Below are 16,428 nucleotides of genomic sequence, written 5' to 3' on the forward strand. Positions count from 1 at the left end.
TATGCAACAACGTTTTGTTTTCATATGGCTTAAGTATTTAAAAACAGATTGGTTTAGCATTCACAAACCGGAATTGAGTGGAAAAGCATTTGTGCTAGCAACGCCTCAACGGGGACGTATGGCTATCACAGCTGTTAATCGTGAAGCGATGACACAGGGAATCAAAGTAGGGATGGTAGTGGCAGACGCAAGAGCTATCTGCCCCACTTTACAAGTGTTGGACGACCGGCCTGATTTATCTGAAAAGTTATTGAAAAGCTTGGGTGAATGGTGCCTTCGTTACACGCCTGTAGTTGCTATTGATTCACCTGATGGTTTAGTTTTGGATATTAGTGGTTGTGCACATCTATGGGGAGGTGAGAGTACCTATCTCAAAGCCATTAAGATGAGCTTTAAAAAACAGGGTTATCACACACGGATGGCTATGGCAGACACAATAGGTGCGGCATGGGCCATAGCTCATTTTGGTTGGGAAAATGCAATTATACCTCCGGGGGAGCAGAATACAGCTTTGCTTAGGTTACCTCTTTCAGCCCTTCGTTTATCTTCAGATTTGCTTATTCTCCTTCAAAAACTTGGACTACATAAAATTGCCGATATTATCCATTTCCCCTCTGCTTCTTTAAGAAGACGCTTTGGAAATGAAATAGGCATTCGTCTTGACCAAGCGTTGGGTCATGCATTAGAAAATGTGCAGGCAATACAGTCTATTCAACCTTATCAGGAGCGTTTACCTTGCTTAGAACCCATTATAAACGTTAGAGGGATTGAGATAGCCTTGAAAAAGCTATTGGATGGATTATGTGATCGCTTGGAGCGAGAGGAAAAAGGATTACGTACCGCATGTTTTATGGGATATCGTGTCGATGGTAAAATCGAAAAAATTGAGATAGAAACTAGTGCAGCCTCTCGTCATAGTCAGCATCTTTTTAAGTTGTTTGAACTTAAAATAGCTACAATGGAGCCTGCGCTTGGCATTGAGTTGTTTACTTTGGAAGCTAAAAAAGTAGAACATCTAGTAGCCGAGCAAGAAGTGTTATGGATAGAACGGGCCGGGGTTGGGCATGTAGAAGTGGCAGAGTTACTTGATAAAATAAAGACTAAGTGGGGTGATCATTGCGTAAAGCGTTATATACCGGAAGCGCATTATTGGCCGGAGCGTTCGTTCAAAACAACAAGTTCCTTACAGGAAATGCCAGGGATGGAATGGAGTCTAATACGGCCACGCCCCATCAGAATACTCACTAAACCGGAAAAGATTGAAGTGACTGCCCCCGTTCCTGATTATCCGCCCATGCTTTTTCGCTATCGAGGAAAAGTACATACTGTTAAAAAGGCTGATGGCCCTGAACGTATCGCTCATGAATGGTGGCTGGAAGACAACGAACATCGGGATTATTATTGTGTTGAAGACGCAGAGGGGCAACGTTATTGGCTCTTTAGGGTTGGACATTATAATGAAGGTAAATTGAACATCTGGTACCTTCATGGTTTCTTCGCTTAAGTGCATAAGCAAATGGCTGATTATACAGAATTACAGGTTACTACAAATTTCAGCTTTTTACGTGGCGCATCGCATCCGGAAGAGCTGATTGAGCAGGCAGCCCTTTATGGTTATAAGACCTTAGCAATTACAGACAGAAATAGTTTGGCAGGTATTGTGCGAGGGCATGTGGCAGCAAAGGCAAAAGGTATACGGATCATTCCGGCTTGTCGGTTGGATTTATTGGATGGTCCGAGCTTATTGGCCTATCCCACCGATATGGCTGCTTACGGCCGTTTGTCAACATTGCTCAGTACAGGCAATTTAAGAGCAGAAAAGGGAGCGTGTCATTTGTGTAAAATGGACGTATATGCATTTAAAGAAGGTATAAAATTCGTCATTGTACCGCCTGATACGTTAAATGATGATCTGAATTTTGAACGGCTATTTATACAAAACGTGGAAGAGTACCGTATAAAATTAGGCAAGGATCTTTATTTGGCCATAACCAGATCTTATACAGGTGATGATATGAAAAAAATATATCGCCTTTCTCAACTTGCAAACCGATATGACATTCCCCTGATTGCAACTAATGACGTGTATTATCATAGCCCCGATCGCCGTGAGCTGCAAGATATTTTGACTTGCATACGGGAGAAATGTACTATTTATAACGCAGGATTTCGTTTACACCAGAATGCGGAGCGTCATCTCAAATCCTCGGAAGAAATGGAACGTATTTTTAGGCAATACCCAGATGCTATTTTACGGACTCAGGAAATAGTTGAGGCTTGCCAATTTTCATTGGATACATTAAAATATGTTTATCCGGAAGAAATTACAGAGGAAGGACGTAGCCCACTGGAAGAATTAACCCATCTTGCATGGCTAGGCGCTAAAAAGCGCTATGGTGAAACAATTCCTGACAAGATTAAAAGAAATATAGCGCATGAATTGGGGTTTATTGAAGAGATGAATTATGCTGCTTATTTTTTAACTGTATATGATTTAGTCCGTTATGCGAATGAGCAAGGAATTTTGTGTCAAGGACGTGGTTCAGCTGCTAATTCTACCATTTGTTATTGTTTGGGAATTACGGCAATTAATCCTGAAAAATTCGATTTATTATTCGAACGCTTTATTTCTTCGGCTCGAAATGAGCCTCCGGATATCGATGTCGATTTTGAACATGAACGCAGAGAAGAAATTATACAATATATTTATCGCAAATATGGAAGAGATCGTGCGGCCATTGTGGCTACAGTCACCCAAGTACATGAAAAAGGTGCAATCAGAGACGTTGGTAAGGCCATGGGGCTGTCAGTTGATACCATTAACCGTCTCGCGAAGTCGATTTGGGAATTTACACCTGAATGGTTTGATGAAAGACATATAACCGAATACGGGTTTGATGCCAGGGATCCCCATCTTCGAAAAGTTTTACAGCTTACGCAACAATACGTTGGTTTTCCTCGTCAACTTGGGCAGCATACGGGCGGCTTTGTCATTACCCAGGGAAAACTTTCCCACTTATGTCCAATCTTGAATGCCCGTATGGAAGATCGTACTTGCATCGAATGGAATAAGGACGATATAGAAGCGTTGGGTTTTCTTAAGATCGATGTTCTGGCCTTAGGAATGCTTACCTGTATCCGGAAGGCTTTTAATTTAGTTAAGCAGCACAAAGGTATCGATCTTTCATTGGCGAATATTTCAATTGACGAGAAAAATCCTAAAGTCTATGCGATGATCAGTCGTGCGGATACAATTGGTGTATTTCAGATAGAAAGCCGTGCACAACAATCCATGTTGCCACGTCTCAGACCTGAAAATTTCTATGATTTAGTAATAGAGGTGGCGATTGTACGACCGGGGCCTATCCAGGGAGATATGGTACATCCCTTTTTGCGGCGCCGTAGAGAAGAAGAAGCGGTGGAGTATCCTTCTCCGGCGCTTGAAGAAATTTTAAAAAGAACGTTAGGTGTCCCGCTCTTTCAGGAGCAAGCCATGAAAATAGCCATGGTGGCAGCGGGTTTTACGGCGGCAGAGGCCGATGAATTACGTCGCAGTATGGCTACATTCAAGGCTAAGGGAACTGTCACAAATTTTGAAGAAAAGCTGATCCAAGGTATGGTAAGAAACGGATATACCTTGGATTTTGCTAAGCGGATTTTTAAACAATTGGAAGGCTTTGGAAGCTATGGTTTTCCTGAGAGCCATGCCGCCAGTTTTGCCCTGCTTGTCTATGTTTCTGCCTGGATAAAATGTTACCATCCGGAAGTTTTTGCTTGTGCACTGCTTAATAGCATGCCTATGGGGTTTTATCAACCCGCTCAAATTGTAATAGACGCAGAAAAGCATGGCGTTACTGTATTACCGGTTGATGTGAACTATTCTTATTGGGATAATAGCTTAGAGGAAAAAATAGGCGAGTTTCATGCAATGCGGCTCGGTTTCCGTCAGGTGAAAGGTTTGCGGGAGGATGAAGTCGCTGTTCTAATTGACGCTCGGAAAAAAACGACTTATACTTGTATTCACTCTATATGGAAAATTGGTGTGTTGCAGGTAACTTTGGAGAAACTGGCGGATGCTGATGCCTTTCAGTCGCTTGGCTTGGACCGTCGGCAAGCTTTGTGGCAGATATCGCTGCTGCGTCAAAGGCCAAAGGGATTGTTTATAGATCAAGGTCTTGAATACGAATCTAAAGTACAGATTGAATTGCCAAAAATGACCGCAGGCGAGCATGTATTACAAGACTATGCTTCCATGTCTTTGTCTTTAAAAGCGCATCCTGTAAGTTTTGTGAGGGAAAAACTACGCCTGCTTCATGTGTTGCCGGCTCAAGATTTAGCTGAGAGGAATGATGGTGTTACGGTAAAGGTTGCGGGTTTGGTGTTAGTACGGCAACGCCCGGGAACAGCAAGTGGGATCTGCTTTATAACATTGGAAGACGAGACTGGATGCAGCAACCTAGTGGTCTTTCAAAAATTATTTGAGAAATATAGAAAGGAAATCCTCAGAGCTAAATTACTGATGGTAGAAGGAAAGCTTCAACGCGAGGGCGAGGTGGTACACGTTATTGTAAGACGTTGTTTTGATCTTTCAAGATTTTTGGGTCTACTAACAGCTCATGAAACTAATAAAGAATTGGGCCCCATCCATGATAAAGAAAGTCAAATTCAGAATATTTCACAGAAAAAGATCTTTCCTGAAGGAAGGAATTTTAAATAGAAAAGCCCGGCTTTTGGGGATACCGGACTTTTCATTTTTTAATCAACCTAAACCTACTCTTTTAGAAACAAAGGCTATGCCAAAATTCTTATAGAAAGTCATATGTGAACCATCTTGGTAGCCAGCCCCGTCTACTCTAATATCTTACGGTTTATTTTCCAAGGCGATTACAATAGTAAACATTTTATGCTATTTTTAGGACACCTGCAAAAATTTGCCAAATTATAACGTTTTTTACTTGTTGTCCATAATAGCGCGATACCCTTATCCTCAAATTCAGAACATAATAAAAATCCCTAAATCGGTTAAAAGGAAACATATTTGCTCTAATCAATAGTGATGTATTAATGTGTTAATATATAACCGTATGAAACTGCATAGATTTGATCGATATGCCTTAAAGGAGTGGAGAGATACAGGATATAAGCATGTGCATTTAACTCGGTCAGAAAATGTCGGTTTAACAGAGGGCTCCGAGAAACCTTTTATCTTATTGGAACCTTACTTAGACGACCGCGAAGCAAAGAAGTATGGAAGTGTAGTAGCCCTTACCTCAGCGGAAATAGAACAAATTATCCAAGATGATTCAGGAAAATATTATAAATAGATGTTTAACTATATAAATGGAGTAAGTTATGGCTTTAGTAAAAGTAATAGAAGTGATTGCTTCATCAGAAGTGAGTTTTGATGATGCTATAAAAAATGCAGTGAAAGAAGTCACAAAAACAATAAAAAATGTTGACTCTGTATATGTAAAGGATTTCAAGGTGCATGTGAAGGATGATCAGATAACAACATATGGCGCCGTTTGTAAAGTCTCCTTCAGAATTGACGAGGATAAGAGAAATCAGTCGCAATAAGCATTCATAAAATGGAGGTGTTATGCCAACTATTTGGAAAACTATGTGCAGAAGGGAAACGTCTTCCTTAAAAAATTGTTTACTTCGGTGGACGATTTTTGTATATAGGAGCAATATGTTCTGATTAGTAACCTTTTTTCTTTGATAAGTTCTTGTTTTTAGTTATACTTCCTGCTGAAGGAATGTACTATGGTGAAAAAAAGCATATTGAATTTTAAGATCAATCCGCCGGTTTTTTACTGCACCATCGGGTTCGTGTTCTTAAGCATCTTACTTTGTCTTATTTTTAAAGATTCGGTGGACGAATGGTTCACTAGAACGCAGTATATTATAACGGACAACCTCGGATGGTTTTTTATTATCACGGTGAATACTGTTTTAGGTTTCTGTTTATACTTGGCCTTCAGTAAGTTTGGAAATATAAGACTTGGTGGTGAAGAGGCAGAGCCTGAATTTAGCACGGTTTCATGGTTTGCCATGCTTTTCAGCGCAGGTATGGGAATCGGAATTATGTTCTTTAGTGTTGCTGAACCGGTCTCTCATTTTGCAAACCCTCCCAGGGAAGTATTAGACAGTTCTAGAAAGGCTATACAAGCGATGGAATACACAAGCTTGCACTGGGGTTTACATGCATGGGCAATCTATTCAATTGTTGGTTTGGCCCTCGCTTTTTTTTCATTCAATCACGGGTTGCCGTTAACGTTTAGATCCTTATTTTATCCCTTTTTAGGCGAAAAAATTCACGGTTGGTGGGGACATGCAATCGATATCTTTTCTGCCATTGCAACTTTGTTCGGCCTTTCTACTTCACTGGGTTTGGGCGTTCAACAAATGAATGCCGGCTTGCATTATTTATTTGATTGGAATATGGCGATATCCACGCAAGGGATACTAATTTTTGTCGTGACATCAATTGCTACATTATCGGTTGTTTCGGGCCTTGACAAAGGGGTTAAGCTCTTGAGTAATGGAAATATGGTTCTCGCTTTTTTACTTATGTTGCTCATTTTTTGTTTAGGACCAACTTTATCTATACTGAAGAGCTTTGTTCAAAATGTAGGTACTTATTTGGCAAATCTCGTGGAGATAAGTACTTGGAATGACGCTTATCAGGAAAGTGGATGGCAAAATAAATGGACAGTTTTCTACTGGGCGTGGTGGATTGCCTGGTCACCATTCGTCGGAAGTTTTATAGCGCGTATATCAAAAGGACGTACGATTAAGGAGTTCGTTTTAGGTGTTTTACTAATCCCCGCGTTATTAACACTTTTATGGATGACTATCTTTGGAGGTACCGCACTTCATATGATCTTGCATGGAGACCTATCCATGATAACGGCCGTAAATGATAATATTTCAACAGCCCTATTTGTTTTCCTGCAAAAAATACCGCTAACGGCTATTTTGTCAACTATTGCTGTTTGTTTAGTTGCTTTTTTCTTTATTACTTCCTCAGACTCGGGGTCCTTAGTTGTAGATAATATAACATCTGGAGGAAAGGAGCATACACCAGCTTTGCAAAGAGTGTTTTGGGCCTTCTTGCAAGGAGGTATCGCTATTGTACTACTCTGGGGTGGAGGATTGAATGCCTTACAAACTGCGGTAATCATAGCAGGGTTGCCTTTCGCTATGATTATTTTGTTGATGTGTTATAGTTTACTTAAAGGCTTAAGTGAAGCGCATAGAAAACAGTTGAAAAAACAAAGATTGCATCAAGAAAAAAGCTATAAGGAAATTGTACAGGGATTGTTGGACAGCAACGATCCAATTCATGATAGAGAATAATGATAACAAAAGACAAAAACAATGTGTTGATCGCAATGGATATGTCCGGGATGGACCAAGTGCTCGTCAATTATCTCTCCGGCCTTTTGGATGTGTTATCTATAAATAAGTTATTTTTTTTACATAATATCCGTCTTCGTGAATTACCGAGCGAATTTAAACACCCATCTACTTTGTCCAAAATAAAGGAGCGCGTAAAGGAGCGAATAATGCGTCAGTTGAAAGATGTAAGGCTAGCTTCAATTAGCCATGAGATACGTGTAGAAACTGCGGAGTTCAGTGAAAATGCTTTTGACCAAATAGCTAAACATGAGCGGATCGATTTGGTGATTTTAGGAAACAAGCAACATTTAGAGGGAAGTGGGGCACTTTCACAAAAACTCACACGGTTATTATCTAGCGATATTCTTTTAGTTCCAGAGACCGTATTTATTCAACCAAAGCGTATTTTAGGTACAATCGATTTCTCGAAATATAGTAATAGAGTTTATACCTTAGGAGAGGCATTTAGTAAAGGAATACCGGACGGTCGGTTTTCCTGTATTCACGTAGCAAAAGCGCCCGTTCACTTTTTCCTTGGATTGAATCAATCCGAAATTAATAGGCTCTTGCAAGAAGAAACCGAAGCGAAAAAGTCAAAATGGTTAAGGCAGTATCAGATAGAAGGCAAGATAGAGACTGTGCGGGCAGATGGCAAACACATAGCTTCAGCCATCCTTGTCCACGCTCAAAACTACAAGATGGATATGATAATTATGGGTGTAAAAGGAAGTTCAAGCCTGACCAATCTTTTTGTTGGCGGCGTTACAAATGAAATCTTTCATCATGAAACAAATGCCGCTATTTTAATCTTAAAAGATTATAAAGTGGAACAGAACTAACATTGGTTTATTTCAGAACGCATGCCACGTTTGGTTAGGATATTGAATTTGAGATCGCCTGGAGTATAATTCCGCATATATAGGCTCCATAAGTTCCGACCGCATAGCCTAAAACCGCTAATAAAACACCTACCGGAGTCAAATAGCGACTAAAAGCCGCAGCGACAATGGGGGCGGATGCGGCACCACCAATATTGGCCTGGCTTCCTACGGCTACAAAAAAGAAAGGAGCACGGATAAGACGAGCAACCAGCAACATAATGGTGATATGACTCAAAATCCAGATAATTCCAACTAGAAAAAACTTTGGGTTATCAAGCAGTGCTTTTAAGTCCATGCTCATTCCGATAGTAGCAACTAGAATATATAGAAATAGCGAAGCGATGTTGGAAGCACCATCGTGTTCTAATTTACGTGCTTTTGTAAAAGATAAACCCATACCGAAGGTAGTAGCGATAATTACGAGCCAAAAAAAGCTGCTGGTTAGCGAATATTGAGCAGTTTGTGGGTAATGGACTTCAAACCATGGAGCAATATAATCGGCAAATAAATGGGAAAGGCCGGTGGCACCGAAGGCTACTCCTAATACGATGATCCAACTTGATATCCCCGAAGATGAGTTTGGTTGGCTAGCGTGTAACTCTTCCATTTTTTCTTCTAAATCGGTGATGGCTGAGTTATCGGCCCGTAGCCAGCGATCGATCTTTTCTTTCTTTTGAGCACCATATAACAATAGCCCCATCCAAATATTGGCCACCAGTACATCTACAGCGATCATTTGTGCAAAAAGAGTCTTGCTGGCCCCGAAAACTTCAAGCATAGCTGCTTGATTGGCACCGCCACCTATCCAGCTGCCGGCAATAGTAGCTAAACCGCGCCAGGTTTCTTCTTCTCCGAAATGTAATATGTCCGGAAAAATAAATCCCACTACCATGAAGGCTAATGGGCCGCCTAGCATAACGCCCAAAGTGCCGGCAAAAAACATAATAACCGCTTTGGAGCCTAAGCGTTTGAGACCTTTTATGTCGATGCCAATGGTAAATAAAACTAAACTGGCTGGCAGTAAATAACGAGATGCAACACTATATAAAGCAGACTTTTCTCCTGAAATTAAATTAAATGTATTGAATAAAGCAGGAACAAAGTAGCATAGTAGCACTGTGGGTATAATACTATAAAAGCGTTTCCAAAAAGGTGCTTGTAGTTTTGAAGTGTAAAAAACCAAAGCCAATACAGTCATTAATAGACCAAATACGACGGCATCGTTTGTTATTAAGGGGCTTGTACTCTGTGTTGTTTCCATCAATGGGAATAAGCTTTACTAGTTTTCAATATATGGTTCTATGGTGTCCCATGCCGGACTTTTTAATCCTAAACCTGGACTATTATCAACCTGGATTTCTCCATTAATGCATGGAAAAGCAACAAATGGATCGTTCGTGACACCTAAATTTCCGTCAAGATCAATAAATTCAGCCAAACTTCCTAATTGTGCGCCGGCAGCGGTTGCACATGATGTTTCAGACATGCAGCCAATCATCGTACGAAGCCCTTTTTTCCTAGCGGTTGTTAACATGGTATACGCCTCCCGGATTCCGGCCGATTTCATGAGTTTTACATTTACACCATGGTAAAATAACTCGGCATTGTCTATGTCCTTTAAGCGCTGAATCCCCTCGTCTCCAATAATTGGTAGGGCGCTTCGTCCTTTTAGCCATTCCATTGCGTCAAAGTTATTTTTAGGCATGGGTTGCTCCACAAAGATGACGCCCTGCGTACTCAACCAGTCAATTAATTTGGCCGCTTCTTCTTTATTTGCCCATCCCTGATTTGCGTCAATATATAAAGGTTTATCGGTTACATTTCGTATGGCTCGGATAATTGCTTGGTCGTCAGTTGTGCCTAGTTTGATTTTTAAATAATGAAAATCTTCCGCCTCGGTAACTCGCCTCGCCATAATTTCAGGGGTTTCAATACTAATTGTCTTTGCCGTATGGAGCTTACTGTTGGATAACCCGTATAATTCATGAATGGACTTACCTGTTATTTTTCCCCACAAGTCATGCAACGCCATATCCAATGCTGCCTTAACGGCAGGATTGCCTGTTTGCCTATTGTCTATATAGGATAAAATCGGGTCGATTGGTAAGGGAGAGCGAAATTGCGTCAATTCCAGCCGTTCTATGAAAGAAGTGGCGGTGTCTAAATTTTCACCGTAACGGGGAGGCATGGATGCTTCTCCGAAACCATCTATGCCATTATAGGAAATTTTGACAAGCATAATCGGAGTTCCTGTCCGGATGTTATCCGCAATTCGGAAAGGATATTCCATTTTTAAAAAATAAGGTTTGTAAGCTAGTTGGAGCATTTTTACAGTGAAAATACAGAGTTTAGTGAGTGTCTTTTGTGTTTTTTTAAGTCAAGATTGCTTGATTTGTTTTTTATTTAGGATTGCGTATAAATATCGATATTTTTTTGGAAAAAAACAGCTTATGTTATCAAGAGAAATTTCGCTTTATTTTAAGTTTTCTTCGATTTGTGCGCTTGCGGCTCGTTTCGTGAGTAATCATTATGAAATACGCATTTGTTTTGAACGGAAATTCAAAACAAATGAGGTGTTTTCTTATAAATTACTTGAAGTGAAAAATTTAACAAACAGAACATAATTTCGATTCTAATTGGATTTTAATGTTTTAAATAGGTTTTTGGTGTAAAAATTGCTATATTTGATAAGTAGTGGCAGGGTGGGAGCTGCCCTATGTAAGATACAGAAACATTTGATAACGCTAAATTAAATTGAGATGGTAAATTTTGTTATGCTCTTATTTGCAGGGCTTTTTGCCGATGTGAAAGGACAAGAAAATACCGGGGGATTCATAACCGATCAAAATGGAAAGTACGTCGTTTATCATCAAGAGAAAGCAATAAAACTTGACGATAAGCAGGATTTTCAATCGTATGTTAGTGAATTTTTTGACAAGAAAGCAGTAAAGTTGAACGCAGAGGGTCAGGAACGTGTAACGGTGGAAGGCAAAACGGCTTTAAAGAGACATGCTACAATTGGAAACTATGTGGCAGGAGCGGTAAATTATAAGCTGGTTTTTGAGAAAACAGGGGATGGCTATCGGTATTGGTTTACCGATTTATCTTACCAACCCTATATCAAAGATCGTTATGGCAAAGTGGTTCCTGCCAAAGTGAAACCAATTCCGTTAGAGAAAGATATGACAGACATTAATCAGGGAAGCTGGAACAAACAACGTGAATATGCTTATCAAACCATAAGCACATTAGCTGAGAATTTTAATAAACATTTAAATCGGATTGATCAGCCTACCGTTGTGAATATTCCGCAGTAGCAGCAAGTATTATATTTTCAAATAATTGAAAAGCCAGATTCAGCGTACGAATCTGGCTTTTTTGTCAGTATAGACTGTCATACTGACCGTGTATGCTTTTTGGAACATTGCTTGTTGATGACTTTTCGTTCACCATTCAGAAATTATTAATTCAGATATATTATGCAAGAAAAAGGAAACATCTCAATTCATACCGAGAATATATTTCCGGTGATTAAGAAGTTTTTATACTCCGATAATGAAATATTTTTGCGGGAGCTGGTGTCAAATGCTGTTGATGCTACACAAAAATTGAAAAGATTGGCTTCTTTGGGCCAATATGCCGGCGAAGTAGGCGATACGACGATCGAAATTTCATTTGACGAAACGGCGAAAACGATTACGATTTCTGATAAGGGAATCGGTATGACAGCCGAAGAGGTGAAGAAATATATTAATCAGATCGCCTTCTCCGGTGCTACCGAATTCATGGAAAAGTTCAAGGAGGCTAAGGATGCTAATGAAATTATAGGTCGCTTTGGTCTTGGCTTTTATTCAGCCTTTATGGTGGCTGATAAAGTAGAAATTCAGACCCTTTCATATCAGGATGGCGCACAGGCTGCTAAATGGGTCTGTGATGGTAGTACTTCTTATGAAATTAGCGAGGGCGAAAGAACGACCCGCGGCACTGACGTAATCTTATATATTAATAAGGAATCTGAAGAGTTTTTAAACAAGGCGAAGCTAGACGGCATTTTAAATAAGTATTGTAGATTTTTACCGGTTGCCATCAAGTTCGGAACAAAAACAACGTCGGAACCGGACGGTGAGGACGAAGAGGGCAAACCGAAATATAAATCTGTTGAAGTTGATAATATTATCAATAACACAAATCCGGCGTGGACTAAAGCCCCTTCTGAGTTAAAGGATGAAGATTACCTAAATTTCTATCGCGAACTATACCCATTCTCCGAAGAGCCTTTATTTTGGATTCATCTTAATGTAGACTATCCTTTTAATCTTACCGGAATCTTGTATTTTCCAAAGATTAAGAACGATTTCGACTTACAGCGAAATAAAATCAAATTATTTTCGCGTCAAGTCTTTATCACGGATGAGGTGAAAGATATCGTTCCTGAATTTTTAATGCTTTTGCACGGTGTTATTGATTCGCCTGATATCCCACTGAATGTTTCGCGAAGTTTCTTACAGGCTGATAGTAATGTAAAGCGTATCAGTAATTACATCACCAAGAAGGTTGCTGATAAACTGAGCGAATTATTTAAGACTGATCGCAAGGGCTTTGAGGAAAAATGGAAAGATATTGGCCTTTTCGTAAAATATGGTATGGTTAGCGAAGATAAATTTGCGGAGAAGGCTAATGATTTTGCATTGGTTCAAAATGTAGACAAGGAATTCTATACCTTAAAGGAATATGCCGAAAAGGTAAAGGATATTCAAAAGGATAAAAATGATCAGGTAATTTACTTGTATGCAAATGATGCCGCTAAACAAGATAGTTTTATTTCAGGAGCTAAAACGAAAGGCTATGACGTATTACTATTGGATTCTCCGATCGATGGACACTTTGTAAGTTATTTGGAGCAAAAAACAGAAAAAACACAGTTAAAACGCGTCGACTCAGATGTATTGGATAAACTAATCCAGAAGGATGAAACAAAAGAACTCGCCTTAAGTGAAGAAGAAAGCACAACGGTCAAAAGTCTTTTTGAAAAAGCAATTAAGAAAGATAACATGCAGGTTGAGGTTACTGCCCTAAGCGCCGATGAGATGCCTGTAACGGTTACGATGGATGAATTTATGCGAAGAATGAAGGATATGGCACAGAATGGCGGCGGTATGAGCTTCTATGGCAATTTACCTGACAACTATAAGGTTTCGGTTAACGGTAATCATCCGCTAATCAAGCGCATTTTAACGTCTTCAAACGACGAAGAGAAGGAGAATTTGGCAAAACAAGCTTTTGATTTAGCACTATTATCTAATGGCTTGTTGACAGGGCCTGAATTGACAAATTTTGTGAAAAGAAGCGTGAGTTTAATTGATTAGCTTGACAGTCTTATTTAAATACTAGGAAGGGCGCCGGTAAAATGGCGCCTTTTTTATGTTGGAATTAATAATAAGTTAAACGAACTACCTCTGCAATTTTTTTTGCTAATCGGATAACTTGTCTGCAATATCCATATTCGTTGTCGTACCAAACATAGATGACCAACGTTTTGCCATCGTCCGAAACGATAGTAGCCGGACCATCAATAACAGAGGTGTGGTTATTTCCTATGACATCACTACTTACCTGCTCTCTCGATATGGAATAATCAACTTGCTCCGATAAAGGACCAAATAAAGCTTCCGTTTTTAAGATGCTTTCAATCGTTTCTTTTACCACACTTTTTGATAACTGTAAATGTAAGATGGCCAAAGAGCCGCTTGGTACAGGTACGCGAACCGCATTGCCGGTCAGCTTTCCGTTCAGCGTTGGAATTACTTTGGAAATCGCTTTCGCAGATCCTGTTTCTGTAATTACCAGGTTGCTAGCTGCAGCTCGTCCGCGTCGTTCTTTCTTATGGAAATTGTCCAAGAGGTTTTGATCGTTTGTGTAGGCATGAATCGTTTCAATATGTGCCTTTTTGATCATGAAATGCTTGTTTATCATGAGCAGGACCGGCGCAACAGCATTTGTGGTGCAGGAAGCGCATGAAAAAACGCTTTCTTTTTTAAAGTCAATTTGGTGCTCATTGATGCCGGCAACGATATTCGGTATGTCGTCTTTCCCCGGCGCTGTCAAGAGCACTTTGGAAACCCCTTTGGCACGGAGATGTTTTTCAAGCCCTTCCCGGTCCCGAAAAGCGCCTGTATTATCGATTAATAATGCATTATCGATTCCATATTGCGTGTAATCAATGGTTTCCGGTTCGGTGCCGGTAATCAGTTGAATAAATTGGCCGTTGATGATTAGGGCTTTTTTTTCGCGATTAATACTGACAGTTCCTTTAAAATCTTTATAAATGGAGTCGTATTTAAACAAATCAGCCCTTTTCTGCAAATGGCCATCTTGAAGGCCGCGTATAACGATTGCGCGAAGACGTAGTTGTTCGCCCTTCCCGGTTTGTGATATGATCTCTCTGGCTAACACCCGACCTATCCGTCCGAAGCCAAATAAAATCACGTCTTTTGGTGTTAGTTTTACTTTATTTGAACCTATGTGCTTTGCCAGTTCCTTGGTAATGAAATCGTGTATGGAAGTGTATCGTTGATGTTGTTCGATCCACTTAAGCGTCAATATACCCAAATCGATTCGACTAGGAGCCAAATTGCTCGTTTTAATGGCCTTTGCGAGCTCTAATGTCTCATAAACGGAAATGTCTTTTTCTGTTATGTCGCGCGCGTATTGATGAATCGCAAGCGCTTCACTGCTTCCAATGTCGAATAATGGCCTTCTAAAAAGCATGAGTTCAATAGAACGTTCAAACGAAAGTTGTCCTACAGTAGTGATTAGCTGTAAAGCTGCTTTTTCTTTTTCAATCCAATTTTGAAATTCCGTTTGGTTTTGATTTGTCATTTTGAAATTTAATAAGGTTTATTTTTGACAAATCTATAAATTATTGTGATTTAAACCGATTGTTTTTGTCAGTTTGATAAATACTGTCGGGTAGGCGGAATTAATTTTCCGTAAGACCGGAGGTATGATATTTGACCATCTTTCAATTGTAAACAAAAAAAGCAGCCAAAACGGCTGCTTTTCATATTTTTTACGAATTAAATTGAAGTATTTATCCTAGATAAGACTTCAATATTTTACTCCGTGAGGTATGGCGTAAACGTTGTAAGGCTTTATCTTTGATTTGTCTTACGCGTTCTCTTGTAAGGTTAAAGGTCTCACCAATTTCCTCAAGAGAAAGTGGATGATTGGATCCTAAGCCAAAGAATAACACGATGATTTCGCGCTCACGTTCCGTTAAGGTTGCTAATGAGCGTTTGATTTCCTCAGAAAGTGATTCGTCTATCAAATTGCTGTCTGTATTTGGATCATGATTCTCCAATACATCCAATAAAGTGTTTTCTTCTCCCTGAACAAAAGGTGCGTCCATGGAAACATGGCGACCGGAATTGCTTAAGGTATCAGAGATTTTGTCCACCGTAGTTTCTAAAATATCCGCTAACTCTTCAGGTGAAGGCTCGCGTTCATATTCTTGTTCGAGGCGCGAAAAGGCCTTGCTGATTTTACTTAATGAACCTACCTGATTTAACGGTAAACGAACGATACGTGATTGCTCTGCAATTGCTTGTAAGATAGACTGACGGATCCACCAAACAGCGTAAGAAATAAATTTAAAACCTTTGGTTTCATCAAAGCGTTTAGCTGCCTTAATCAATCCTAAGTTTCCTTCGTTGATAAGATCTCCAAGTGTTAGTCCCTGATTTTGGTATTGTTTAGCTACCGAAACCACGAAACGTAAATTGGTCTTAGTTAAACGCTCTAAAGCAGCTTGATCGCCCTCCCTGATTTTTTGGGCAAGTATTACTTCTTCTTCTGCTGTAATTAGGTCAACTTTACCAATTTCATGCAAATACTTATCTAACGATTGCGATTCACGGTTAGTAATCGACTGGGTTATTTTGAGCTGTCTCATTAATTATTTATATGCCCCTTTCTTTAATAAAGTGTGCAAAAGTACAAAAATTATTTTTCTTATTAACGAATGAAAAGCAAAAAAGTTGTCTGATTTTTAGGGTTTTATCCAGTTTTTTTTGCAGTATTTCTATAGCAAAAAACGAGCCAAATCAAACGTCTGGCAGTCTTTGTCACGAGGGTTAAGAGCGCT

At 39.7% G+C, this 16,428-nt stretch carries 12 protein-coding genes; 8 read left to right on the forward strand and 4 right to left on the reverse strand.

From position 1 onward, the window contains the following. Nucleotide 1: 1 nt before the first annotated feature. The 6 genes from FKG96_RS14040 to FKG96_RS14065 all read left to right on the forward strand — a co-directional run bounded on the left by FKG96_RS14040 (nt 2) and on the right by FKG96_RS14065 (nt 8,243). Entirely contained in the window at nt 2-1,504 is a 1,503-nt protein-coding gene (locus FKG96_RS14040; RefSeq protein WP_149105654.1) for a DNA polymerase Y family protein, read from the forward strand. A gap of 12 nt (nt 1,505-1,516) precedes the next feature. Beyond that, complete coding sequence (locus tag FKG96_RS14045; RefSeq protein ID WP_149105655.1) at nt 1,517-4,717, forward strand: error-prone DNA polymerase; 3,201 nt, start codon at nt 1,517-1,519, stop codon at nt 4,715-4,717. A gap of 367 nt (nt 4,718-5,084) precedes the next feature. Then, a complete protein-coding gene (locus tag FKG96_RS14050; protein WP_149105656.1) occupies nt 5,085-5,324 on the forward strand; it encodes a hypothetical protein in 240 nt (79 codons plus the stop codon). Between the two features lie 28 nt (nt 5,325-5,352). Continuing rightward, complete coding sequence (locus FKG96_RS14055; RefSeq protein ID WP_013666510.1) at nt 5,353-5,577, forward strand: dodecin family protein; 225 nt, start codon at nt 5,353-5,355, stop codon at nt 5,575-5,577. Between the two features lie 189 nt (nt 5,578-5,766). Continuing rightward, entirely contained in the window at nt 5,767-7,362 is a 1,596-nt protein-coding gene (locus tag FKG96_RS14060) for a BCCT family transporter (protein WP_149105657.1), read from the forward strand. Further along, nucleotides 7,362-8,243, forward strand: a complete 882-nt coding sequence (locus tag FKG96_RS14065; RefSeq protein WP_149105658.1) for a universal stress protein — start codon at nt 7,362-7,364, stop codon at nt 8,241-8,243. The genes FKG96_RS14060 and FKG96_RS14065 overlap by 1 nt, the downstream gene beginning before the upstream one ends. A 34-nt stretch (nt 8,244-8,277) precedes the next feature. Here the strand turns inward: FKG96_RS14065 and FKG96_RS14070 are convergent, their stop codons facing one another. Together FKG96_RS14070 and FKG96_RS14075 are read right to left on the reverse strand one after the other, a co-directional pair. Then, nucleotides 8,278-9,546, reverse strand: a complete 1,269-nt coding sequence (locus tag FKG96_RS14070) for a DUF819 domain-containing protein (RefSeq protein WP_149105659.1) — start codon at nt 9,544-9,546, stop codon at nt 8,278-8,280. 18 nt (nt 9,547-9,564) lie between these two features. Then, a complete protein-coding gene (locus FKG96_RS14075; protein WP_198140270.1) occupies nt 9,565-10,575 on the reverse strand; it encodes a dipeptide epimerase in 1,011 nt (336 codons plus the stop codon). A 469-nt stretch (nt 10,576-11,044) separates the two neighbouring features. On the opposite strand from FKG96_RS14075, the gene FKG96_RS14080 reads away from it, so the two are divergent. After that, nucleotides 11,045-11,602, forward strand: coding sequence for a hypothetical protein (locus FKG96_RS14080; RefSeq protein ID WP_013666515.1), 558 nt, complete (start codon nt 11,045-11,047; stop codon nt 11,600-11,602). 162 nt (nt 11,603-11,764) lie between these two features. Next, nucleotides 11,765-13,651 carry a molecular chaperone HtpG gene (htpG, locus tag FKG96_RS14085; RefSeq protein WP_013666516.1) on the forward strand — a complete coding sequence of 629 codons (1,887 nt, stop codon included), beginning with the start codon at nt 11,765-11,767 and terminating at the stop codon, nt 13,649-13,651. Between the two features lie 64 nt (nt 13,652-13,715). Here the strand turns inward: htpG and FKG96_RS14090 are convergent, their stop codons facing one another. Together FKG96_RS14090 and FKG96_RS14095 are read right to left on the reverse strand one after the other, a co-directional pair. Continuing rightward, a complete protein-coding gene (locus tag FKG96_RS14090) occupies nt 13,716-15,164 on the reverse strand; it encodes a glyceraldehyde-3-phosphate dehydrogenase (protein WP_149105660.1) in 1,449 nt (482 codons plus the stop codon). Nucleotides 15,165-15,375: 211 nt separating this feature from the next. Next, entirely contained in the window at nt 15,376-16,236 is an 861-nt protein-coding gene (locus tag FKG96_RS14095) for an RNA polymerase sigma factor RpoD/SigA (RefSeq protein ID WP_013666518.1), read from the reverse strand. Nucleotides 16,237-16,428 lie beyond the last annotated feature (192 nt).

Source organism: Olivibacter sp. LS-1, from assembly GCF_008245145.1.
Lineage (GTDB): Bacteria > Bacteroidota > Bacteroidia > Sphingobacteriales > Sphingobacteriaceae > Olivibacter > Olivibacter oleidegradans.

Bases quoted from the DNA above. Each gene is read 5' to 3' on its own strand.
- FKG96_RS14040 (WP_149105654.1), top strand. From the start codon at position 2: ATGCAACAACGTTTTGTTTTCATATGGCTTAAGTATTTAAAAACAGAT.
- FKG96_RS14045 (WP_149105655.1), top strand. From the start codon at position 1,517: ATGGCTGATTATACAGAATTACAGGTTACTACAAATTTCAGCTTTTTA.
- FKG96_RS14050 (WP_149105656.1), top strand. From the start codon at position 5,085: ATGAAACTGCATAGATTTGATCGATATGCCTTAAAGGAGTGGAGAGAT.
- FKG96_RS14090 (WP_149105660.1), bottom strand. From the start codon at position 15,164: ATGACAAATCAAAACCAAACGGAATTTCAAAATTGGATTGAAAAAGAA.
- FKG96_RS14060 (WP_149105657.1), top strand. From the start codon at position 5,767: ATGGTGAAAAAAAGCATATTGAATTTTAAGATCAATCCGCCGGTTTTT.
- FKG96_RS14070 (WP_149105659.1), bottom strand. From the start codon at position 9,546: ATGGAAACAACACAGAGTACAAGCCCCTTAATAACAAACGATGCCGTC.
- FKG96_RS14075 (WP_198140270.1), bottom strand. From the start codon at position 10,575: ATGGAATATCCTTTCCGAATTGCGGATAACATCCGGACAGGAACTCCG.
- FKG96_RS14080 (WP_013666515.1), top strand. From the start codon at position 11,045: ATGGTAAATTTTGTTATGCTCTTATTTGCAGGGCTTTTTGCCGATGTG.
- FKG96_RS14055 (WP_013666510.1), top strand. From the start codon at position 5,353: ATGGCTTTAGTAAAAGTAATAGAAGTGATTGCTTCATCAGAAGTGAGT.
- FKG96_RS14095 (WP_013666518.1), bottom strand. From the start codon at position 16,236: ATGAGACAGCTCAAAATAACCCAGTCGATTACTAACCGTGAATCGCAA.
- FKG96_RS14065 (WP_149105658.1), top strand. From the start codon at position 7,362: ATGATAACAAAAGACAAAAACAATGTGTTGATCGCAATGGATATGTCC.
- htpG (WP_013666516.1), top strand. From the start codon at position 11,765: ATGCAAGAAAAAGGAAACATCTCAATTCATACCGAGAATATATTTCCG.